The 21,240-nt window shown below is 64.3% G+C and carries 18 protein-coding genes; 10 read left to right on the top strand and 8 right to left on the bottom strand.

What is annotated here, in order from left to right; genetic code table 11:
* Positions 1-28: 28 nt before the first annotated feature.
* Positions 29-1,345: a dicarboxylate/amino acid:cation symporter gene (locus P353_RS21030; RefSeq protein ID WP_034373934.1), complete on the bottom strand. Its 1,317-nt coding sequence runs from the start codon at positions 1,343-1,345 to the stop codon at positions 29-31.
* Positions 1,346-1,560: 215 nt separating this feature from the next.
* On the opposite strand from P353_RS21030, the gene P353_RS21035 reads away from it, so the two are divergent.
* The 4 genes from P353_RS21035 to P353_RS21050 all read left to right on the top strand — a co-directional run bounded on the left by P353_RS21035 (position 1,561) and on the right by P353_RS21050 (position 5,908).
* Positions 1,561-4,224 carry a PAS-domain containing protein gene (locus P353_RS21035; protein WP_034373937.1) on the top strand — a complete coding sequence of 888 codons (2,664 nt, stop codon included), beginning with the start codon at positions 1,561-1,563 and terminating at the stop codon, positions 4,222-4,224.
* Between the two features lie 178 nt (positions 4,225-4,402).
* On the top strand, positions 4,403-4,939 hold the full coding sequence (locus tag P353_RS21040) for a DUF2867 domain-containing protein (RefSeq protein WP_034373941.1): 537 nt from the start codon (positions 4,403-4,405) through the stop codon (positions 4,937-4,939).
* Between the two features lie 49 nt (positions 4,940-4,988).
* Positions 4,989-5,465, top strand: coding sequence for a hypothetical protein (locus P353_RS21045; RefSeq protein WP_034373944.1), 477 nt, complete (start codon positions 4,989-4,991; stop codon positions 5,463-5,465).
* A 41-nt stretch (positions 5,466-5,506) separates the two neighbouring features.
* Complete coding sequence (locus tag P353_RS21050; RefSeq protein ID WP_034373947.1) at positions 5,507-5,908, top strand: GFA family protein; 402 nt, start codon at positions 5,507-5,509, stop codon at positions 5,906-5,908.
* 111 nt (positions 5,909-6,019) lie between these two features.
* Here P353_RS21050 and P353_RS21055 read toward each other — a convergent pair whose 3' ends face one another.
* The 5 genes from P353_RS21055 to P353_RS21075 form a co-directional block, all read right to left on the bottom strand.
* Positions 6,020-6,658, bottom strand: coding sequence for a response regulator (locus tag P353_RS21055; protein WP_034374228.1), 639 nt, complete (start codon positions 6,656-6,658; stop codon positions 6,020-6,022).
* 107 nt (positions 6,659-6,765) lie between these two features.
* Positions 6,766-7,740, bottom strand: a complete 975-nt coding sequence (locus P353_RS21060) for a Bug family tripartite tricarboxylate transporter substrate binding protein (RefSeq protein WP_196354071.1) — start codon at positions 7,738-7,740, stop codon at positions 6,766-6,768.
* 96 nt (positions 7,741-7,836) lie between these two features.
* Entirely contained in the window at positions 7,837-8,103 is a 267-nt protein-coding gene (locus tag P353_RS21065; protein WP_034373951.1) for a DUF2783 domain-containing protein, read from the bottom strand.
* 38 nt (positions 8,104-8,141) lie between these two features.
* Positions 8,142-9,821: an FAD-dependent oxidoreductase gene (locus tag P353_RS21070; protein ID WP_034374235.1), complete on the bottom strand. Its 1,680-nt coding sequence runs from the start codon at positions 9,819-9,821 to the stop codon at positions 8,142-8,144.
* Positions 9,822-10,075: 254 nt separating this feature from the next.
* Entirely contained in the window at positions 10,076-11,032 is a 957-nt protein-coding gene (locus tag P353_RS21075) for an MBL fold metallo-hydrolase (protein WP_034373954.1), read from the bottom strand.
* Positions 11,033-11,179: 147 nt separating this feature from the next.
* Between P353_RS21075 and P353_RS21080 the strand changes: the two genes are divergently transcribed.
* Positions 11,180-12,007 (top strand): IclR family transcriptional regulator, encoded by an 828-nt coding sequence (locus P353_RS21080; RefSeq protein ID WP_034373957.1) that lies wholly within the window; start codon positions 11,180-11,182, stop codon positions 12,005-12,007.
* A gap of 8 nt (positions 12,008-12,015) precedes the next feature.
* On the opposite strand, the gene P353_RS21085 is transcribed toward P353_RS21080, so the two are convergent.
* The gene (locus P353_RS21085) at positions 12,016-12,858 is read right to left on the bottom strand and encodes an IclR family transcriptional regulator (RefSeq protein WP_034374239.1); all 843 of its coding nucleotides are present in this window, start codon (positions 12,856-12,858) and stop codon (positions 12,016-12,018) included.
* 230 nt (positions 12,859-13,088) lie between these two features.
* Here P353_RS21085 and P353_RS21090 point away from each other — a divergent pair, with 230 nt between their 5' ends.
* From P353_RS21090 to P353_RS21100, 3 genes are all read left to right on the top strand, one after another.
* Positions 13,089-14,075, top strand: coding sequence for a Bug family tripartite tricarboxylate transporter substrate binding protein (locus P353_RS21090; RefSeq protein ID WP_034373959.1), 987 nt, complete (start codon positions 13,089-13,091; stop codon positions 14,073-14,075).
* A gap of 218 nt (positions 14,076-14,293) precedes the next feature.
* Positions 14,294-16,645 (top strand): cytochrome P450/oxidoreductase, encoded by a 2,352-nt coding sequence (locus P353_RS21095; RefSeq protein ID WP_034373962.1) that lies wholly within the window; start codon positions 14,294-14,296, stop codon positions 16,643-16,645.
* Positions 16,646-16,699: 54 nt separating this feature from the next.
* Positions 16,700-18,007 carry a hypothetical protein gene (locus tag P353_RS21100; RefSeq protein ID WP_034373966.1) on the top strand — a complete coding sequence of 436 codons (1,308 nt, stop codon included), beginning with the start codon at positions 16,700-16,702 and terminating at the stop codon, positions 18,005-18,007.
* 74 nt (positions 18,008-18,081) lie between these two features.
* Here P353_RS21100 and P353_RS21105 read toward each other — a convergent pair whose 3' ends face one another.
* Positions 18,082-18,912, bottom strand: coding sequence for an urease accessory protein UreD (locus tag P353_RS21105; RefSeq protein ID WP_034373971.1), 831 nt, complete (start codon positions 18,910-18,912; stop codon positions 18,082-18,084).
* 166 nt (positions 18,913-19,078) lie between these two features.
* Here P353_RS21105 and P353_RS21110 point away from each other — a divergent pair, with 166 nt between their 5' ends.
* Positions 19,079-20,068 carry a tripartite tricarboxylate transporter substrate binding protein gene (locus P353_RS21110; protein ID WP_232776747.1) on the top strand — a complete coding sequence of 330 codons (990 nt, stop codon included), beginning with the start codon at positions 19,079-19,081 and terminating at the stop codon, positions 20,066-20,068.
* Between the two features lie 105 nt (positions 20,069-20,173).
* Positions 20,174-21,163: a TauD/TfdA dioxygenase family protein gene (locus tag P353_RS21115; protein ID WP_080750627.1), complete on the top strand. Its 990-nt coding sequence runs from the start codon at positions 20,174-20,176 to the stop codon at positions 21,161-21,163.
* Positions 21,164-21,240 lie beyond the last annotated feature (77 nt).

The following is a 21,240-nucleotide window of genomic DNA, read 5'->3' on the forward strand; positions in this document are numbered from 1 at the left end:
GGCTTTTTGGCATGAGGCCTGTGCTCTCTCAGGCGTGAGCGGACACTGCCTCGTTTTCGTCCTTGCCTGCCAGAGCCGCATCCAGCTTTTCGTGGTCCAGCGCGTTTTCCCACTTGGAGACCACCACGGTGGCGACGGCGTTACCGATGAAGTTGGTCAGCGAACGGCATTCGGACATGAAGCGGTCCACACCCAGAATCAGAGCCATGCCGGCCACGGGCACCTCGGGCACCACGGCCAGGGTCGCTGCCAGGGTGATGAAACCAGCCCCCGTCACACCCGCCGCGCCCTTGGACGACAGCATGGCAACCAGCAGCAAAGCGATCTGGTGGCCCAGGGTCAGATGGGTATCGGTCGCCTGGGCAATGAACAGCGCAGCCAGCGTCATGTAGATATTGGTGCCGTCCAGGTTGAAGGAGTAACCGGTGGGCACGACCAGACCGACGACGGACTTGCTGCAGCCGGCTTTTTCCATCTTGTGCATCAGCGAAGGCAGAGCCGATTCGGAAGACGATGTGCCCAGCACCAGCAGCAACTCGTCCTTGAGGTACTTGATCAGCTTGAGCACGGAGAAGCCGCAAAAGCGCGCCACCGCACCCAGGATCACCAGCACGAACAGGGCCGAGGTGATGTAGAAGGTCAGCACCAGCTCGGCCAGGTTGACCAGCGAGCCCAGGCCGAACTTGCCGATGGTGAAGGCCATGGCGCCAAACGCGCCGATGGGAGCGAACTTCATCACGATGTTGACCAGCTTGAACACGGGCTTGGTCAGGGCTTCAAAGAAGTTCAGCACGGGCTTGCCGGCCTCGCCGACCATGGCCAGGGACACGCCGAACAGCACGGCCACCAGCAGCACCTGCAGGATGTTGTCGCCCACGAACGGACTGATCAGCGTCTTGGGGATGATGTCCATCACAAAGCCGGTCAGCGTCATCTCGTGCGACTTGGCCACATAGCCCTTGACGGCCGTCTGGTCCAGATCGGCGGGGTTGATGTGCATACCGGCGCCGGGCTGCATCACATTGGCCACGATCAGGCCCACGACCAGCGCCAGTGTGGAGAAGGTCAGGAAATACGCCATGGCCTTGCCGAACACGCGACCCACGGCGCTCAGGTGCGTCATGCTGGCGATGCCGGTGACGATGGTCAGGAAGATCACCGGCGCGATGATCATCTTGATGAGCTTGATGAAGGCATCGCCAAAGGGCTTCATGGCCTCGCCATAGGCGGGCTCGAAATGCCCCAGCAGCACGCCCACGATGATGGCGAACACCACCTGGAAGTAGAGCTGACGGTAGAACGGCAAGTGCTCGCGCGGAGCAGATTCGGTGGGCAGAGTGTGCACGCTGCATCTCCAAGATTGCGGGCGCACCACCGTGGTGCGCCGAATTGCTGCCGTTTGTACTCCCGCGCCCTTTTTGTGCCGATAACCCATTGGTATTAGGTCGGGATGCGCTCCTAGGGAGAGCATGCACCAACTCAGGGAAATCCCTAGGCGTCAAAATCCGCGCTGAACCTGCTCCAGAGCCACACTGGGCTCCTTGATCACCCGACCTCGTCATGCGTCTTGCGCGAAACCTTGCCCGAAACCGACTGTTTTTGACCCTTGTCATCGTGCTCAGCGGCATGCTGCTGAGCATGTGGGCGGCCAGTCGCGTCGCGCTGCAGACCTCTTTGCACGATGAAAGCGAGAGCGTGCAGCGCCAGCTCACGCTCTACGCCCAGGCCATGGTGCAGCGCGTGGATCGCTACCGCACCCTGCCCGAGGTGCTGGCGCTCGATGCCGAGCTCAAGAGCGCGCTCAGCCATCCACTCAGCGCCGCCGAGGTAGACAGGCTCAACCACAAGCTGGAGCAGGCCAACGGCGCCAGCCAGGCTTCCACGCTGACCCTCATCGACAAAACCGGCAAGGCCCTGGCCGCCAGCAACTGGCGCGACTCGCACAGCAACGTGGGCGAGGACTACAGCTTTCGACCCTATGTGACCCAGGCGCTGAGCCGGGGCAGCGGCCGCTTCTACGGCATAGGCATGACCACGGGACTGCCAGGCTACTTTCTCTCCCAGGCCATTCATGACGATGGCGGCTCGGTGCTCGGGCTCATCGTCATCAAGATCCTGTTCCAGGAGCTCGAAGGCGAATGGAGCCAGTCGCCCGACATCGTCTTCGCCTCGGACGAGCATGGCGTGGTCTTTCTCTCCAACCGCGACGAATGGCGCTACCGCCTGCTAGAGCCGCTGTCCAGCAGCGACCAGCAGGTAGTGCGGGACACCCATCAATACGCGGGCCAGGCCCTGATTCCGCTCGGCTATCGCACCAGCCGGCAGCCTGCTGGCATCGGCATGCTGGCCCATTTCAGCCAGCCTCCGCTGGTCGACCCCATGCTCTGGCTGCGCATGGAACTGCCTGAAAGCCAATGGCAGTTGCACCTGCTGCACGACATCGTCCATAGCCAGACAGCCAGCCACTGGGCGGCAGTGGCCGCCGGCGGCCTGTGGCTGGCCGCATCGCTGCTGGTGCTCTACATCCGACAGCGCCAGCGCCTGGCAGCCCTGCGCCAGCGCAGCCGCAAGGAGCTGGAGACCGTTCTGCACCAGCATGCGCAGGAGTTGCGCACCGCGCAGGACGGCATTGTCCAGGCCGCCAAGCAGGCCGACACCGGACTTTCGCGCAGCCTGCAGCATCTGCCGCAAGGCGTGGTGGTGGTGGACCCGCAGCTGCGGCTGGTGGCCTGGAACTCGCGTTATGTGGAGCTGTTCCGCTACCCGCCCGAGCTGATGCATGTGGGCCAGCCTATCGAAGCGCTGATACGCCACAACGCCAAGCGCGGCCTGCTGGGCAAGGGCGATGTGGAGCCCGCGATCCAGCGCCGGCTCCAGCATCTGCGCAGCGGCAGCCCTCATCTGCACGAAAGCGCCAAGGGCGACGGCACGGTGCTGGAGATTCGCGGCAACCCCCTGCCCGACGGCGGCTTTGTCACCAGCTATGCCGACATCACCAGCTATAAGAACACGGCACGCGAGCTGCGCAACCTGGCCGATACGCTGGAGAAGCGCATTGCCGATCGCACCCGGGACCTGGCCCAGGCCAAACAGGAGGCCGAGCGCGCCAACCGCTACAAGACCCGCTTTGTCGCCTCGGCCGTGCATGACCTGCTGCAGCCGCTGAATGCGGCGCGCATCTTCACCAGCCTGCTGCCCACCTATCTGCACGATGATGCGGGCCGCCAGCTGGCCCAGCGGGTGGACAAGGCACTGGCCTCTCAGGACGCCATCCTCACCAGCCTGCTCGATATCTCGCGCATGGAATCGGGCCAGCTCGAAGTCCGCGTGCGCGATTTCGCGCTCAGTTCCTTGCTGGAAGTGGTGCACAACAATTTTGCGCTGCAGGCCGAAAACGAGGGCTTGAGCCTGCACTGCATGCCCAGCCGGCTGATCGTGCGCAGCGACGAGGCCCTGCTGCGTCGCATACTGCAGAACTTCGTCTCCAACGCCATCCGCTACACGCGCAAGGGCCGTATCGTCGTGGGCTGTCGCCGCCAGGGCGACCAGGTGCGCATCGAGGTGCATGACCAGGGACCGGGCATTCCCGAGAGCCTGCAAAAGGAAATCTTCGAGGAGTTCCGCCGCCTCGACGAAGGCCATGCCGACGACCGCGGCACCGGCCTGGGCCTGGCCATTGTGGAGCGCCTGGGCAGATTGCTGGACCATGAGATCGGCCTGCGCTCCACCCTGGGCAAGGGCAGCGTCTTCTGGGTCAAGGTTCCACTGGGCCAGGCTGCAGCATTGACACCGGTCTCCCAGGAGCCTTCTCCCAGCGCCCGCGTGGACAGCCCGCTGCAGGGCGGCACCGTCTGGTATGTGGAGGACGATCCCGCCACCCGCGACGCCACCTGCGCCCTGCTCGAGCGCTGGGGCTGCGATGTGCCGCTGGCCGCCAATGCACCCGAAGCCCTGGCCTATGCAGCGCCCGGCAATGCACCGCAACTGGTGCTGCTCGATGTGCATCTGGGCCAGCTCTACGGCCCCGATGTCTATACCCAGCTTTGCGAGCGCTGGGGCCGGCAGCCTCCAGCCATCCTGCTGACCGCCGAAGGCGACAGCACCCTGCGCCGCCAGGCTGCCGAACGCGGCTGGGGCTTTCTGGCCAAGCCGGTCAGACCGCCGGCGCTGCGGGCGCTGATGAGCCAGACTTTTCTGCGCGGACGAGAAGGCGGCAGCGCCTGAAGACCAAAGTCATTTCCAGCTGCGGCGTTTTCAGGGCATCGCACGCTCGCCATGAATTCAGAACCAGCGCCGGTCTGCACGCCACGACTGCACAAGCCCAGTGGCGAATTCTTCGATATGCTGCAACAGCCTCTGCGGCTTTCAGGCACGCGGGCCGCTCAACCCTGACAGAGACAGCATGCACCATCATCCCGTTGAATCCTCCGTTCCGCCCGGCAGCCGCATCGCACAGCGAGTGGCCGGCTCCAGCTTTCACGACTCCTGGAGCATCGTCTCGGACGCCACAGGCCTGTCTGCACTGGACCACTTCATTCTTGCCGCGCGCAAAACCCCGCGCTGGATTGAAATCTGCATGCGTGCGCGCAATCTGATCGGCGGTCTGGCGGGGCTCAAGAACCTGGGCACCTTGTCGGCCCTGATGCCTGGAAAACCAGCAGCCAGCTACGGCCCCGGCGACAGGGTCGGTATCTTCACGGTGTTCGAGAACACCTTTGATGAAGCCCTGATCGGCGACGACGACAAGCATCTGAAGGTCGTGCTCAGCATTCACCGCAAGAGCGACATCAGCTCCCCGGACACCGTCATCACCATCACCACCGTCGTGCATGTCAAGAACGCACTGGGCCGCCTCTACATGCTGCCCGTCAAACCCATGCACAGGCTGATCGCTCCCGCCGTGCTCTCCTCCCTGGGAGGACGAACGCATGCCGCATGAGGAGACGCACCTGTGCATGCCTGCTCTTGCCTAGACGGCTGCAGAAGACATGCGCGACTACGACAGCCTGGCTCATCGACGCAGCAGCCAAGACATGTGCGTGGACAAGCCCATGTCACTCATTGCCAATCTGATTGGCTTTGCGCCCGCAGAGGAAGACTTGCACTATGCGCTGGGCTTTTACGCCGGAGGCAGCGGCATTGACGACCGCCTGGCTGTGCGCTGCCGAATCGATCTTGCTCATTGGCCCGATGTGGTCAGCAGACTGCGTCTGAAGTCCTTGCATGAAGTATCGTGCGACGCCGGCTGGCAAGGGGATTTCCTCTGGCTGATCGATGCACAAGATGTCGAAGGCCCGCTCCAAGGCCATTGCCATCGCTTCATCAATGCGGCGAGACAGGGTTTTCAGGACGAGGTCGATCATCGCTGGGAGATATTTTTCTCCCATGGCAGCGACATCAATGCATGGTGTGTGGTCTGGCGTAGCCAGGTGCATCTGAACTATCTAAGCTTCGAGCAGGGCTGACATGCCGATGGCGGCCCGTCTCAACACAGGGGGATCGCCAGATGCTGAAGTCCTATCGCGCCAGCTGCCATTGCGGCCGGGTTCAGATTGAAGCCGGCCTGGATCTGAGCCAGCCCAGCTATCGCTGCAACTGCTCCATCTGCAGGCGCAGCCGGTTCTGGCCCGCCATCGCCAGCCCCGAAAATTTCCGTCTCATTACGGGCGAGAAGGAGCTCACCCTCTATGTGTTTGGCTCGCAAAAGAACCAGCATTTCTTCTGCAGGCGCTGCGGCATCCGCGTCTTTGGCGTTGGCAACGATACGCCGATGGGCCAGATGTACGGCATCAATATCGGTTGCCTGGAAGGTGTGTCGGAGCAAGAGCTGTCACGCATTCCCGTCACCTATGTCGATGGCATGCATGAGCGCTGGGACGCTGCACCGAAGTTCTTCACCCATTTGTGAGCCAGCAGATTCCACCGACGCAGCGAAAAATCCCGACCAAATCGGCAGAAAGTCCTATGCATCAAGCACAGACAGCTATCAAAAAAGCGGATCGCTGAGACGGCATGGCAGTCAAACTTCGTGATCGTTTTCCAGGCTCTTGACCAGCACAGCGGCCTGGGTGCGCGAATAGCATTCGAGCTTCTTGAGAATTGCCGTCACATGCACCTTGACGGTGTTTTCGGCCAGGCCCAACTCGTGCGCGATCTGCTTGTTGAGCAGCCCGTCGGCAATGCACAGCAGCACGCGAAACTGCTGGGGCGTGAGCTGGGCCAGACGAGCGGCCAGGGCCGCATCGGCCTCCGAGCGCTCGGCCACCATGGAGGGAAAGCTGATATCGCCACTCAGCACCTCGTCAATGGCGGCACTCATATCGTCTGCAGCCGCAGACTTGGAGATAAAGCCTGCAGCCCCGAACTGCTGGGCGCGACGGATGATGCGAGGGTCGTCATTGGACGAGATGATGATCACCGGCACCTGCGCATATTCGCCGCGCAGATGCAGCAGGGACGAGAAGCCACGCGCGCCGGGCATGGCCAGGTCCAGCAGCACCAGCTCGATCTCGGGATGCTCCTGCATCGCAGCGCCCAGAGTCTGGGCGCTGGCCGCCTCCACAATGCGGAATTGCGGAAAGCGGTCGTGCAGCACCTGGATCAGCGCCGCGCGAAACAGCGGGTGATCGTCGGCAACGAGAAGTGTGGGCTCGGACATGGGCCGCAGTCTGCCACGGCTGGCACGGCGATGCATCTGCAAAAACGCATATCCCGCAGCGCCCGGGCCTGTCTGTCATCCGGGCTGCGGCCCACTGAGCCCGGTGCTCAATCGAGCTTGATGTTGTTGGCCGTGATCACACGGCCCCATTTGCTGCGCTCGTTGCTGACAAATTTCTCCATCTGCTCGGAGCTGCCGGGCATGGGCTCGACCCCCATGGCCGCCAGACGAGCCTTGGTGCGCGTGTCGGCCAACGCAAACTGCAGCGACTGGCTGAACTTCCTGACCACCTCGGCCGAGCTGCCCTTGGGCACGACGATGCCCTGCCAGGCATAGCCCTCGAAGCCCTTGAGGCCTTGCTCCTGCAAGGTAGCGACCTTGGGCAGCACATCGATGCGGGCCGGGCTGGCCACGCCTATGGCCTTGAGCTTTTTCTCGCCGAGGAAGGGAATGATGGTGGCGCTGTCGGCCCACATGGCGGGAATCTGGCCGCCGATCACATCCTGCACTGCGGGCGCGGCCCCGCGATAGGGAACATGGGTCATATTGCCCAGACCGGCTTCCTCGCGAAACAGCTCGCCAACCAGATGATGAGGGCTGCCCAGGCCGGCCGATCCCCAGCTCACACCGCTCTTTTGCTGCTTGGCCCAGGCGACGAACTCGCTCAGATTGCTGACCGGCACATCGTTGTTGACCACCAGCAGCATGGGAAAGCGCACCAGCATGCCCACGGGCTTGAAGTCTTTTTCGGCGTTGTAGTTGAGCTTGCGGAACAGAAAGGGGTTGGCAGCCAGCGTGGCGAAGTCGGCCGTGAACATCAGGTTGCCAAAGTCATGCGAGCGCGCGCTGTACTCGGCTGCGATATTGGTTCCCGCGCCGGGCTTGTTGTTGATGACGATGGGGCGCTCCAGATTGCGGCCCATGGCCTCTGCAATCACGCGGGCCACCACGTCGGAGCCCCCGCCTGCGGCGTAGCCTATGACCCATTCCAGGGGCTTTTCCTGCGCCATGGCGGCCGGCCCTGCCGCCCAGGCCAGCGTCGAGCAGGCCAGTGCGGCCAGAAACTGTTTGCGTTGCATCATCCTTGTCTCCTTGATTCATGGCCCCTTGAATAGATTTTGGTGACGGGGCCTTTAGGGGATGGCGCAGCTGCCGCCAGGCCGGCGGCGCGCTGCATCTCAAACGGCAGCGTGTACCGGGGCAACCGGTGTCACGGCGCCGCGCTCGGCCGGGTCTGCACCGGCAGGAGCGAATCCTGCGCTGGCGCGGGCCAGTTCGAGCGCATGCAGCAAGGTCTCTTGATGGCCGATGTGATTGGCCAGCAGCAGCACCAGGCGGGCATTGAGGGCATGGCTTTGCGCGGTTTCCAGGCCCTGATGCGTGGCGATCAGGGCTTCATAGAAATCGTCGCAGGCCTGCAGATTCGGGTGAGTGGACAGCAGCATGGCGGTCTCCTGAAAAAAAGGGAATCCTCTGGGGTGTTTCATTGCAAGGCGCCGCTGGCTTGCAGCAGCGCAGCACGCACGCCAGCCTCGTCAGGACGGCGCCAGCGCGCGCAGACATGCTGGTCGGGGCGCAGCAGATAGCAGGTGCCGGGGCGCGCATCGAGGCGCTGTGCGGCCAGACCCTGCACATCCAGCAGATCGGCTTGCGCGGCCCCGGCATCGCCCTCGGCGGCTATCGAGAGATTGAGCACACCGCCAAGCTCGCGTGCCCAGGCCGGCGTGGGGCCGAAATGCAGCAGCGTGAAGTCCGTGCCCAGGGCGCGCAGCAGCCATGTGGTCTGGCTGTCACCGGGGCGGCGCATGGGCGCGTCGCTGAGCACGGCACCGGGCATTTGGGAGCCTTCGAAGACCTCGCCGTCCGGCGTGTTGAGCGGCGAATGCTGCAGCGTGGCCGGCACCGACAGGCGCCCGCTGTTGACGATGCGACGCGCAAACTCATGCTCGCGCGCCAGCTCCAGTGCCGCATCACGAAACAGCCGGCTGATCTCGCTCTTGGGCGTGATGAAGTCGGTGGCGCGTGTGGAGTTGCGGATGTTCTCGTCGGCCGCGTATTCGCGCTCGGCGCCGTAGGTCGCGATCAGCGCAGAATCGGCCTGACCGCGCAGCACGCGGTCGAGCTTCCAGGCCAGGTTCTCGGCATCCTGCACGCCGCTGTTGGCGCCGCGTGCGCCGAAGGGCGAGACGCCATGCGCGCTGTCGCCCGCAAAGACCACGCGGCCGTGGACGAAGCGGTCCATGCGCAGGCAGGCAAAGGTGTAGACACTGGCCCATTCGAGCTCGAAGTGCGCGTCCTTGCCCAGCAGTGCGCGGATGCGCGGAAGGATGTTCTCGGGCTTTTTCTCCTCCTCGGGATCGGCCTCCCAGCCCAGCTGGAAGTCGATGCGCCAGACATCGTCGGGCTGGCGGTGCAGCAGCACGCTCTGGCCCGGATGAAACGGCGGATCGAACCAGAACCAGCGCTCGGTCGGGAAATCCGCATGCATCTTCACATCGGCAATCAGAAACCGGTCGCGGAAGATGCGGCCATGGCTTTCCTGGCCCAGCAGGCCGCGCAAGGGCGAGCGCGATCCGTCGCAGGCCAGCACCCACTGGGCATCGATCCGGTACTCGCCCTCGGGCGTTTCCACGCTCACCAGGGCACCGTCGTCGCGCGGCACCAGCGCCGTGACCTTGTTGTGCCAGCGCAGGTCGATCAGCGGCAGCTGCAGTGCGCGCTCGACCAGATAGGCTTCGGCGTAGTACTGCTGCAGATTGATGAAGGCCGGGCGCTCGTGACCAGCTTCGGGCAGCAGGTCGAACTGGTAGAGCGACTGATCCCTGGCAAACACCTTGCCCAGATTCCAGGACACGCCCTTGTCCACCATGGGCTGGCCCACGCCCAGGCGGTCCCAGATCTCCAGCGTGCGCTTGGAAAAGCAGATGGCGCGCGAGCCGGTGGACAGCTTGCAGTCGTTGTCGAGCACCACCACCGGCTGGCCGCGCTGCGCCAGATCGATGGCCAGAGACAGGCCCACGGGCCCTGCGCCGACGACGACCACGGGGTGGCGAGCCGGCACATCGGCATCCTGATCCGCATGCCGCCGATAGGGAATCTGGATGGACTGAATGTCGGCGGCGCTGCCGCGCAGGGCCTCAGGAGCAATGGCTGGGGTGGACATGGCGTTCATCGGTGCGCAAACCTTGAAAAGCGTGGATCTGTTCTTTGGGGCAAAAGCCACCCCTCCGGCTCTTTGCGGCCGGATTCAAACTCTGTATTTTTGATAGCTACTACCGCCTGTCAGTCATGGAATTCAATATCTTTTCAACTTGAATTCCTTTATGCAAAAGCGCAAGCAGCTCCTGTATTAGATAGCTTCGCCGCAGACCGCCGCGCTAGGTGCTGGAGACTGCCAGCCGGGCGGCCCGGGGATGACTAGCCTTCCAGCGCCAGCCACATCTCGCGGTCGCGCTCGGCGGTCCAGATGCGCGGGTCGGCATGGCCGGATGCCTCGTCATAGGCGCGCGTCACGTCGAACGGCATGCAGTGGTTGAAGATCACCCAATGGCCGTATTTGGGCTGCAGCTTGGCAAAGGCTGCCTCGTAGACCTTGCGCAGGTCCTGACGCGCATCGGCGCCGGCCTTGACCTCGGCCCACAGGTCGCTGATGAAATTGCGCGTGCCTGCCAGGCCGGCCTGCACTTCGGCTGCGTTCTGCAGCGCCGCACCGCGGCCGGGCACCAGCTTTTCGGGCTGAAGCGCGGCGATGGCATCCAGCGTCTGCGGCCAGTCCTGGAAATAGGCGTCGCCGGCGTAGGGCGTGGCATCGAACTCGACCAGATCGCCGCTGAACAGCACCTTCTCCTGTGGCAGCCAGACCACGGTATCGCCCTTGGTGTGGCCGCGGCCCAGCTGCAGGATCTGCACCTCGAGCTTGCCCAGCCACAGCGTCATCTTGCCGGTGAAGGTCATGGTCGGCCAGGTCATGCCATCGGGCACGCTCTCGACGTTCTGGAACAGGCGCGGAAAGCGGCCGATCTCGCTGGCCTTGTCCTGCTCGCCGCGCTCGACGATGAGGTCGTAGGTGTCCTGGCTGGCAATGATGTGCTCGGCGCCGTAGGCCGAGGCACCCAGCACGCGCACCGCGTGGTAATGCGACAGCGTGACGTATTTGATGGGCTTGTCCGTGACCTCGCGAATGCGGCGGATCACGTCCTCGGCCATGACGGGCGTGGCCTGGGTGTCGATGACCATCACGGCATCGTCGCCAATGATGATGCCGGTGTTGGGGTCGCCCTCGGCCGTGTAGGCATAGGCATGTTCGGAGAGCTTGTCGAAGCTCACCTTCTTGACTTCAAGGTCGGCGGCGGAGGCAAAGGTCTTGGTGCTCATCGTTGCAATCTCTTTGTTTTAAACAAATGCATTCATCTTTATCGAATTTCTGAATGCTAGATATAAATTCAACATTGCACAATCGATTTGTCATAGTGAAAAACCCTGCAGGACTTCCAGCCGCTTTTCCGCCGTCACAATGCCGTCATGCCTCACGCCAACTCTTCTTTGACCGACGCCCGTTTGATGCTTGAATCCAGTGACGACGAGCCCACGCGCGCACCGCGCGGCATACAGAGCGTGGAGGTCGGCGGCCAGTTGCTCAAGGTGCTGGCGCGCACGGGCCGGCGCATGGCGCTCAAGGATCTGGCACGCGAGGCCGAGATGACGGCGGCCAAGGCCCACCCCTATCTGGTGAGCTTTTGCAAGCTGGGCCTGATGGAGCAAGATCGCGTCAGCGGCCATTACGGCCTGGGGCCGCTGGCCATTCAGATGGGGCTCATCAGCCTGCAGCAGGCCGACCCTGTGCGCATGGCGATTGCTGATTTGCCCGCCCTGGCGCAAGAGGTGGGCTACACCGTGTCGGTTTCCATTTGGAGCGGCCAGGGGCCGACCATCATCCGCGTCGAGGAAGGCCCGACCCATGTCTATGTGGCCATGCGCCACGGCACGCCGGCCTCCTTGCGCCATACCGCCACGGGCAAGATTTTTGCTGCCTTTGGCGACCCAGCCCGTATCGCACCGCTGCTGCAGGCCGAAGGCCACAGCCTGGACGAGCCGGCGTTTGCCAAGGAGCTGGACGCCATTCGCAGCAACCACCTGAGCGTGGTCGAGAACCAATTGCTCTCAGGCGTAAGCGCGCTGGCGGTGCCGGTGTTCGACGGCTTCGGCCACTTGGTGCTGGCGATTGCCGCCATCGGCCCTTCGGTCACGCTGACGCTGGACCCCTCCGGTCTGCCGGCCCGCAAGCTGCAGGCCCAGGCGCGTCAGCTGTCCCAGCGCCTCGGAGCCCCGGCTGCACTGACCGGGGCCTGATCACAGACCTAGACTCGGTAGCCCAGCGAAGCGCTGATGGCGCGTGCCTCTTGGCATACAGCCTGGGCAATGCGGCCCTGCGGATCGGGGTCGAAGCCGCCGCTGGCCCCGAGCGCGCAGAGCACGGCCACCACATGGCCGTGGTAGTCAAACAAAGGTGCAGCAACGGCGCTGATGCCGGGCAGATTCAGGTCCCGGATCGCTGCGCAGCCGGCTGCGCGAATCTCGCTGCGCAGCTGCTCCAGAGGCTTGCTGGCATGCAGCAGACGGCGATGCTCGGGGCTGGCTGCCTCCAGCTCACGCGCCAGCAGCGCCTCGACCTCGGGCTGCGGCTCCATGAAGGCAAAGAATGCCCGCCCCGTGGCCGACCACAGCATGGACATGACCGAGCCCACACGCACATTGACGGTAATGGGCAGGCTGGGCTCTTCGAACCGCACGATGGTGGGCCCCATATTGCCCATGACCGCGACAAAACTCGTGACCTGCAAGGACTCGCGCAGATGCTGCAAAGCGGGCTCGGACATGCGCACAGGATCGTTCTGGCGCATCGCAGCCAGGCCGATATGGATGGCCTCGCGTCCGAGCGCGTACTGGGTGCCGCCACGGTCCTGCTCCACCAAACCTTCGGCCATGAGACTGGCCAGATAGCGGTGCACCTTGGCCGGACTTTCATCGACGGCAGCACCGATGGCCGTGAGACTGGCACGCCCGCCCAGACCGGCCAGCGCCTTGAGCACGGCCAGACAGGTCTCTGCTGCCTGCACACGCTGGCGACGCTGATCCGGCTCTAGCCGGGCATTCTGCGACGCCACTCTTGCTGCAGGGCTGGCTGCTTGCCGCTTCGCCATAGCCAAAGTCTTCTTCTCGATTTTCATAGCTGGTTGCGCCTGTCTCGTAAGCCGTTGAAGACATTTTCACGCATGTCTCGTGCTGGCTCTCGGGTAATCCCTTGAAGCATATTTACGCTATGCGTATAAAAATTACGCAAAATAATTTCCGTATTAAAGCGGAACCGCAGGCGGAGTGAAGCTTGGTTAACCCGCAGGCAAACAACACCACAGCCCAGGAGACACCCTCAATGAAAAAACGCCTCTTCACCGCCTCGGTTCTGGCCACCAGCATGCTCTGGCTGGCCGCAGCCCCTGGAGCCGTCATGGCCCAGGACAAGTTCCCCAGCAAGAGCGTGCGCTGGATCGTTCCCTACGCCGCAGGCGGCGGCTCGGACTTCCTGGCCCGCACCATAGGCCAGGCCTGGGGTGCCCAGGCCCATCAACCCATCGTCGTGGACAACCGCCCGGGCGGCAACACGGCCATCGGTGCCTCGGAGACCGCGCGCGCACCGGCCGACGGCTATACCGTTCTGTCGGCCGACAACGGCACGCTGATCTTCAACCCGGTGCTCTACAAGAGCCTGAGCTACAACCCCGGCAAGGACCTCTTGCCCGTCACGCTCATGGGCCGCTTTCCCATGATTCTGGTGGCCGGCCCCGCCGAAAAGGCCAAGACCGCCAAGGAGTTCATTGCCGCCGCCAAGGCCAGCGCCGAGGGCGTGAACTACGGCTCCGCCGGCGCGGGCAGCCCCCATCACCTGGCCATGGAACTGCTGAAGTCCGAGGCCGGCCTCAAGCTCGCCCATGCGCCTTATCGCGGTGCGGCTCCGGCGCTGGCAGATGTGGCGGGCGGTCAGATTCCCGTGATGATGGTGGACCTGGCCGCTGGTGCCGGCTTCATCAAGGGCGGCAAGGTGCGCCCCCTGGCCGTGGCCAATGCCACGCGCCTGCCCCAGCTGCCCGATGTGCCCACCTTTGCCGAGCTGGGTCTGCCCGGCGTGCAGGCTGCGGCCCTGGTCGGCATGGTGGCCCCCGCCAAGACACCGGCCAACGTCGTCACGGCGCTGAACAAGCAGGTGGTTGCCGCCATCAACGAGCCTGCCGTCAAGCAAAAGCTCATCGACTTTGGCGTGGAGCCCGTGGGCAACACGCCCGAGCAGTTCCAGGCGCTGATCCACAGCGAAAGCGCACGCTGGCAAAAGCTGATCAAGGATCTGAACATCACGCTGGACTGAGACTGCCACCTTGAGTCGCTTCGCGCCTTCCCCCAATGGGGGAGCCTCGCTGCGGGGCGGCTCTTGCTCGCTGTCTCTCTTTTGCGAGCGCGCCAGTTTTGCAGACCAGGAACTACTTTCGTAGCGCAAGCTTTGCAAGCGCAGAGGCTGGCGGCAGGCCGCCTTTGCATGTCCTATAGATGGTTGCCCCATCCACCTGCCACCCCCATGAGATAGCCATGACCATTTCCACCCCCAGCCGTTGCCCCATCGATCACAGCCAGTTCGGCAAGCCCACCGGCCACAGTGGCCCTACGGGCTGCCCCATCAGCCACGGTGCCGCCGGCTTCGATCCCTTTGCCGACGGCTACCAGCAGGACCCGCCCGAATATGTGCGCTGGGCGCGCGAGCAGGAGCCGGTGTTCTACAGCCCGCAGCTGGGCTACTGGGTGGTCACGCGCTTCGACGACATCAAGGCCATCTTTCGCGACAACCTGACCTTCAGCCCCTCGATTGCGCTGGAGAAGATCACGCCCACGGGCGATGAAGCCAATGCCGTGCTCGCCAGCTACGGCTTTGCGCTGAACCGCACTCTGGTCAACGAGGACGAGCCCGCTCACATGCCGCGCCGCCGCGCGTTGATGCAGCCCTTCACGCCCGAAGAGCTCAAGCACCACGAGCCCATGGTGCGCCAGCTGGCCCGCGAATATGTGGACCGCTTCATCGACGACGGCCGCGCCGATCTGGTCGATCAGATGCTGTGGGAGGTGCCGCTCACCGTGGCCATGCATTTCCTGGGCGTACCTGCGGACGATATGGACACGCTGCGCCAGTACAGCATTGCCCACACCGTCAACACCTGGGGACGCCCACGGGCCGAAGAGCAGGTGGCCGTGGCCCATGCCGTGGGCAATTTCTGGCAGCACGCAGGCCGGATTCTCGACAAGATGCGTGCAGATCCCGACGCCGAAGGCTGGATGCAATACGGCATTCGCAAGCAAAAAGAGCTGCCCGAGGTCGTCACCGACTCCTATCTGCACTCGATGATGATGGCCGGCCTGGTCGCCGCGCACGAGACCACGGCCAACGCCACGGCCAATGCCGTCAAGCTGCTGCTGCAGCACCCCAGGGTCTGGCAGGAGATCTGCGCCAATCCCTCGCTGATCCCCAATGCTGTGGAGGAATGCCTGCGCCACAACGGCTCGGTGGCCGCCTGGCGGCGCCTGGCCACCAAGGACGTGGTGATCGGCGGCCAGGCCATTCCGGCCGGCAGCAAGCTGCTCATCGTCACCTCTTCGGCCAACCACGACGAGCAGCATTTTGTCGATGCCGACCTGTTCGACATACACCGCGACAATGCCAGCGATCACCTGACCTTCGGCTATGGCTCCCACCAGTGCATGGGCAAGAATCTGGCGCGCATGGAAATGCAGATCTTCCTCGAGGAGTTCACACGCCGCCTGCCCCATATGCAGCTGGCCGAGCAACGCTTCACCTATGTGCCCAACACCTCGTTCCGAGGCCCCGAACACCTGTGGGTGCAGTGGGATGTGAGCCGCAATCCCGAGCGCGCCAATCCCGCCGTGCTGGCCGAGCAGCAGCCCGTGCGCATCGGCGAATCCTCGCAAGGCGGCGTCAGCCGCAGCATGCTGGTGCAAAGCACCGAGCTGATTGCGCAGGACGTGCTGCGCGTGCGCCTCAAGGCTCCCGACGGGCGCGAGCTGCCGCGCTGGACGCCGGGCTCGCATATCGACCTGCACTGCGGCGACACCGGCATCTCGCGCCAGTACTCGCTATGCGGCGATCCGCAGCAAGCGGACACCTACGAGATCGCCGTGCTGCGCGAGGAGCACAGCCGTGGCGGCTCGGCCTGGGTGCATGGCGTGCTGCAGGCCGGCATGAAGGTGCAGATGCGCGGCCCGCGCAACCACTTCAAGCTCGACGAAGGCGCGCAGCAGCTGATTCTCGTCGCCGGCGGCATAGGCATCACGCCGGTTGCGGCCATGGCGGCGCGCGCCCAGGCCTTGGGCATCCCCTATGAAATTCACTACAGCTGCAGCCAGCGCGAGCGCATGGCGCTCCTGGATGCATTGCAGGCACGGCATGGCGAGCGTCTGCAGATCTATGTGGGCGCGGAAGGCCGGCGAGCCGACTACCAGGCGCTGCTGGCCGAGGTCAGGCCCGGCGCACAGATCTATGCCTGCGGTCCGCAGCGCATGCTCGACGGGCTGGCTGAGGCCAGCCGTCACTGGCCAGAGGACAGCCTGCGCGTGGAGCATTTCTCCAGCACCCTGGGAGCCCTCGACCCGGACAAGGAGCACGGCTTTGAAGTCGAGTTGCGCGAATCCGGCATCACGCTGCAGGTGCGCAACGATGAGACCCTTCTCGATGCACTGCGCAGCGCCAATATCGATATCGAGTGCGACTGCCGCGAAGGCCTGTGCGGCTCCTGCGAGGTGCCGGTGCTGGAAGGCGATATCGATCATCGTGACATGGTGCTGACCCGCACCGAGCGCGCGGCCTGTACCAAGATGATGAGCTGCTGCTCGCGCGCCAGGACGCAGGAGTCCAGAATCGTTCTGGCGCTGTAGCCCCGGCCGCTGCCGCCAGGCCATGCATGGCATCTGCCTAGAATCACCGCCCATATGGGCCTGTTGCAAATACTGCTGATTCTTGTGTGGGCGCCGACTGCAGCGCTCATTGCCTTCGTGGCCACCACCTGGCTGAGTCATGGCGTGCAAGCCATCTGGAGCGCCGTGACCCGCACCCCCTCCGACGCGCACTCCAGCTGGCCGCTGGTGCTGGGCGGCGTGGCGGCCATGGCAGGCATGGTGGGGGCCGTCATCACCTTCCCGAACCAGGCCGTCATGCGCCATGCGTTTGACAAGCTGCTCGGCTATGGCTCCACACGCGTGGAGATCACGCTGCGCCAGGACGATGCCGCCACGCGCAATGCCCTGGTGCAGACGCTGCGCCCTTTCATGGAGATCGGCGGGCGCGAGATCCGCTACCGCGTCTCCACGCGCCACGGCAGCTATACCGAGACCGACGAAGTGCCCAGCTACTACCGCTTCGTGAACGGGCGCCTGGAGATCGCCACAGGCGGCGTGGTCGGCAACGACAGACTGTCCGTGATGCAGCCCGGCTTCAAGGCCCTGGCGCAATTTTCCACGGTGGCCGCCATCGACGCCAGCGTGGCGGCCACCGTGAGCCTGGGCAAGGCACGGATAGCCGTGCAGATGCTGCCGCGCACGGCAATGCTGGTCCACGGCGACGCCGCCAAGGAATTGCCAAGCCTGCTGCGCCCCGCTGCCCCGGCCCGCTGCCATCTGGAGGTGCAGGCGCTGTTCTCCACTGATGCCTTCAGGCTGCTGATGTTCGCAGGCCGGTCCTCGGGCGTGCTCGAGATCCATGCCGGCCCCGATACCGCCTTGCGCGACACGCAGTACCAACTGCTCGGCATGGGCCTGGTGCCGGGCAGCAACGGGCGCAGCGTCAAGGAGCTGGAGACCGATGCCACCCGCATCTATGGCGTGCTGAGGCTGTTGCCGCCGGGCCTGAATCCCGATGTCATGGACTGCGATACGGCGCTGGGACGCATGACCGACCCGGCCCTGGTGGCCGCCGCCATGCTGTCCACATTTCCCGACCTCTCCGGACGCGTTGACGGCATAGAGATCACGCCTTCTTCCTCCTTCTCGCCCTGGCACCACCGCGGCTGGACGGCCGTGCCGCCCGGCACGCGCGCGCAAGGCGGAACACGCGCCGAGGCCGGCACGCGCAGTTGCTCGCAGGAGCAATACCGATACACGCGCGCCAGCCTGGCCATGATCGAGGAGCGCTGCATGGAACGCGACCCGCAAGCCGGCAGTGCCGCCTGTGCCCGCGTGCGCGAGCGACTGGACTGGAGCCGGTCCGAGCTGGCCCGGTGCACCGGCCGATCGGCGCCTTGAAACCCGGCCCTGCCACAGCGCCAAGCCTATGGGGATGCCGGGATACGACAGTCGCAGATCGGGCCGGCACTGGCTCACATGGACCAGATTCTCGGCGTGCCGCCCTGCAGGCCCCAGAGTTCTTCTCTCCAGAAACTCCACACGGTTTTCCACAGCATCATCACAGGCTCAACCACAGGTGATGCACAGCGCAGAACCAGCATGTTTTCATTGGGAGCAGTGACCCCGCTCAACACCGCCGGGGCGGCCTTTGCAAGCAGCTCCTGCGTGCCTTCCAGCAAGGCTTCGCGCTGATGGCGCGCCAGGGCTGAGCCGCTGGCAAAGATCAGACTGCCCAGGCAGCGATGCCCGGCCAGCCCCAGATCGCCATTGAGCAGCAGCTCATCCTGCGCGTTGACCACGCCGCGCTCCAGAAAACGGCCCGGCCATTCGATGTGCTGCTCGAAGCTGCCGCACGCATAGGGCTGGTCCGCCAGCGGCAGGCCCAGTGCCGTCACATCCCAGGTCAGCAGCTGCGCGTCTTCGGCAAGCTCGAACTCCAGGTGGTTGACGGCATCGCAGGCGTTGTACGCGATCGCCTCCAGCGGCAGCCACTCCAGCCTCGCACCGGGGTCCAGACGCAACCGCGTGCGCTGCATGGCCTGCTTGCCGTTGCTTTTGTAAAAGCGCGTGGCACCGGGCGTGGTGACCAGCGCATGCGCACCTTCTGCGACATGGACATCAATGTCCAGCACATCGCCGCCCACCAGCCCGCCCGGCGGGTGCACCAGCACGTTGTGGCAGATGGCTGGCCCCTCGGGATAGAGACTTTTGAGGATGCGCAGCGGACCATCGTGCGTGAAATGCACCGAGGTCTTGCCGGCCTGCAGGGAATAGTTCAGCGCCAGTTGCGCATGCCAGGTCATTTTCGTTCTTGCCTCTTCAAGCAGGCCTGCCGCTCAGGCCCGGGTAGCTCAGCTCTTTTGCTTACTAACTCATGAAAATTCATTCGTTGTTGCGAGGCTGCCGCGCTTCTACAGTCTTCAGCACGCCAGCCCGCAAAGCGCATGGCGATTGATTTCAGGAGCATTCATGTCGGCCAGTACCGTAACTCATTCCCGCCTGCATCGCACTCTGGCCCCATGGCTGACATCGATGGCGGTGCTGTGCTGCGCACTGACAACAGGCCCTGCTGCCGCGCAATCCGGCAGTGCAGCGGCATCGGCCTGGAAGCCCGGCAAAGCCACGGAATTCATTGTCCCCAGCGGTGCCGGCGCGGCGCTGGATCAGGCGGCACGCAAGCTCACCGAGCTGCTGGCACGCGATGGCCATGCACCGCAGTTCGTGGTCAGCAACAAGTCCGGCGCGCATGCGATCGCCGCGCTGGAGAGTCTGCACCGCCACCCTGGCGACGCCCACACGCTGATGACGCTGAGCACCAGCTACGGCAACAGCCTGGCGCAGAACGCCCTGCCCGCACACCTGCAAAAAGGCACGCCGCTGGTGACCTTGCTGCGCGAGTTCACCACGGTGGTCGTGCGCGCGGATTCGCCGCTGCGCAACGCCCAGGACCTGATCGCTCAGTTGCGCCAGGACCCCGAGAAATACTCCATAGGCATCGCCACCACGCTGGGCAATCACATCCATCTGGGCGTGGCTAAGCCCCTGCAGCAGGGCGGCGTGAATATCCAGAAGCTGCGCATCGTTCCCTACAAGTCCTCCGCAGAATCCATGGTGGCGCTGGCAGGAGGGCATCTCGATGTGGTCTCGGCCACCACGCCGAACCTGCTGCCCTATCTGCAGTCGGGCCGCGTGCGCGTGCTGGCGATTGCGGCCGATCAACGGCTTGAGGGCCTGTTCGCCCAGTCCCCCACCTGGAAGGAACAGGGCATCGACTATGTCAGCGACTCGTTTCAGGGCGTGATGACGGCACCCGGTGCCAGTGCCGCGCAACAGGCCTACTGGGTGAACGCCTTGCGCAAGGTTTCCGAAACCCGGGAATGGAGGGACTTTGTGAGGATGAACCAATGGGAGCCCATCTTCCTCGGCCCGCAGGACACGGCTCGCGCACTGAATGCCTAGGTCGAACGCAGCCATGCGCTTCTCTCCGAGCTGGGCCTGCTGCCGGCCGGCACCTCCCGTATTGCCCAGGCCCGCTGAAGCTCCGCTCTCACCCGGAAAAAAACCATGAACATGCCCCTGCCCCACGCTCCGCTGCAGCATCTGGACCAGCGTCTGAGCTCTGCCAACCACATCACTCCACATATCCGCATCGCACCGCAGTCGGCGCATATCGGTGCGCTGATCAGCGGCGTCAATCTGAAGCAGGCCTTGAGTGCCGCCGAGGTGCATACCATCCGCTCGGCCCTGCTGCGCTGGAAAGTGGTCTTCTTTCGCGACCAGCACCTCAGCCATGAGCAGCAGATTGCCTTTTCGCGCCAGTTTGGCGAGCTCACGCCTGGCCATCCCGTCTTCGGTCATGTCGAAGGCTTTCCCGAGCTGTATTCGATTGCCAAGCACCGCAAGGCCAACCGTCACAGCGGCCAGGCCGAACAGCGCCCCTGGACCGGCTGGCATGCCGATGTGACGGCCGCCCACAACCCGCCGGCCGCATCGATTCTGCGCGGCGTGACGATTCCGCCCTTTGGTGGCGACACGCAATGGACCAATCTGGCAGCCGCCTACGAAGCGCTCTCCAGACCGCTGCAGGCCTTTTTGCAGACCCTGCGCGGCGAGCACCGCTTCAGCGCCCCGCAAGGCGCCACGGCGTCGCAGGAATATCTGGATCTGGTGCGCGACAACACTCTGATCAGCGAACACCCGCTGGTCACCATTCATCCCGAGACCGGCGAGAAAGTGCTCTACATCAGCCCCGGCTTTCTCAAGTCCATCGTGGAGCTCAAGACCCGCGAATCGCGCGTGCTGCTGGAGCTGCTCTGGGAGCATGCCGTGAGCAGCGAATTCACCGTGCGCTTCAAGTGGGAGCCCGGCTCGCTGGCCTTCTGGGACAACCGCGCCACGGCCCATGTGGCGCCACAGGATATCTTTGCGCTGGAGTTCGATCGCCAGCTCTACCGCACCACGCTGGTGGGCGAAGTGCCCCTGGGTGCCGACGGCCGCGCCAGCACTGCCATACAGGGCAATCCGGTGCTGGCCGCGCACGGCGCAGCGTATTGACGAAATGAGTTGTCCTCCGGGCATGGCCTGAGGCTTTGGGGTGCCGCTTGCGGCACCTTTTTTTATGCGCGCAAGGC

The sequence above is a fragment of the Comamonas testosteroni genome (genome assembly GCF_000761245.1).
In the GTDB taxonomy this organism is placed as follows: domain Bacteria; phylum Pseudomonadota; class Gammaproteobacteria; order Burkholderiales; family Burkholderiaceae_C; genus Comamonas; species Comamonas testosteroni_C.

Bases quoted from the DNA above. Each gene is read 5' to 3' on its own strand.
- P353_RS21100 (WP_034373966.1), top strand. From the start codon at position 16,700: ATGGGCCTGTTGCAAATACTGCTGATTCTTGTGTGGGCGCCGACTGCA.
- P353_RS21080 (WP_034373957.1), top strand. From the start codon at position 11,180: ATGCCTCACGCCAACTCTTCTTTGACCGACGCCCGTTTGATGCTTGAA.
- P353_RS21050 (WP_034373947.1), top strand. From the start codon at position 5,507: ATGCTGAAGTCCTATCGCGCCAGCTGCCATTGCGGCCGGGTTCAGATT.
- P353_RS21095 (WP_034373962.1), top strand. From the start codon at position 14,294: ATGACCATTTCCACCCCCAGCCGTTGCCCCATCGATCACAGCCAGTTC.
- P353_RS21065 (WP_034373951.1), bottom strand. From the start codon at position 8,103: ATGCTGCTGTCCACTCACCCGAATCTGCAGGCCTGCGACGATTTCTAT.
- P353_RS21090 (WP_034373959.1), top strand. From the start codon at position 13,089: ATGAAAAAACGCCTCTTCACCGCCTCGGTTCTGGCCACCAGCATGCTC.
- P353_RS21055 (WP_034374228.1), bottom strand. From the start codon at position 6,658: ATGTCCGAGCCCACACTTCTCGTTGCCGACGATCACCCGCTGTTTCGC.
- P353_RS21075 (WP_034373954.1), bottom strand. From the start codon at position 11,032: ATGAGCACCAAGACCTTTGCCTCCGCCGCCGACCTTGAAGTCAAGAAG.
- P353_RS21115 (WP_080750627.1), top strand. From the start codon at position 20,174: ATGAACATGCCCCTGCCCCACGCTCCGCTGCAGCATCTGGACCAGCGT.
- P353_RS21060 (WP_196354071.1), bottom strand. From the start codon at position 7,740: ATGATGCAACGCAAACAGTTTCTGGCCGCACTGGCCTGCTCGACGCTG.
- P353_RS21035 (WP_034373937.1), top strand. From the start codon at position 1,561: ATGCGTCTTGCGCGAAACCTTGCCCGAAACCGACTGTTTTTGACCCTT.
- P353_RS21070 (WP_034374235.1), bottom strand. From the start codon at position 9,821: ATGTCCACCCCAGCCATTGCTCCTGAGGCCCTGCGCGGCAGCGCCGCC.
- P353_RS21040 (WP_034373941.1), top strand. From the start codon at position 4,403: ATGCACCATCATCCCGTTGAATCCTCCGTTCCGCCCGGCAGCCGCATC.
- P353_RS21085 (WP_034374239.1), bottom strand. From the start codon at position 12,858: ATGGCGAAGCGGCAAGCAGCCAGCCCTGCAGCAAGAGTGGCGTCGCAG.
- P353_RS21110 (WP_232776747.1), top strand. From the start codon at position 19,079: ATGTCGGCCAGTACCGTAACTCATTCCCGCCTGCATCGCACTCTGGCC.
- P353_RS21105 (WP_034373971.1), bottom strand. From the start codon at position 18,912: ATGACCTGGCATGCGCAACTGGCGCTGAACTATTCCCTGCAGGCCGGC.
- P353_RS21045 (WP_034373944.1), top strand. From the start codon at position 4,989: ATGCGCGACTACGACAGCCTGGCTCATCGACGCAGCAGCCAAGACATG.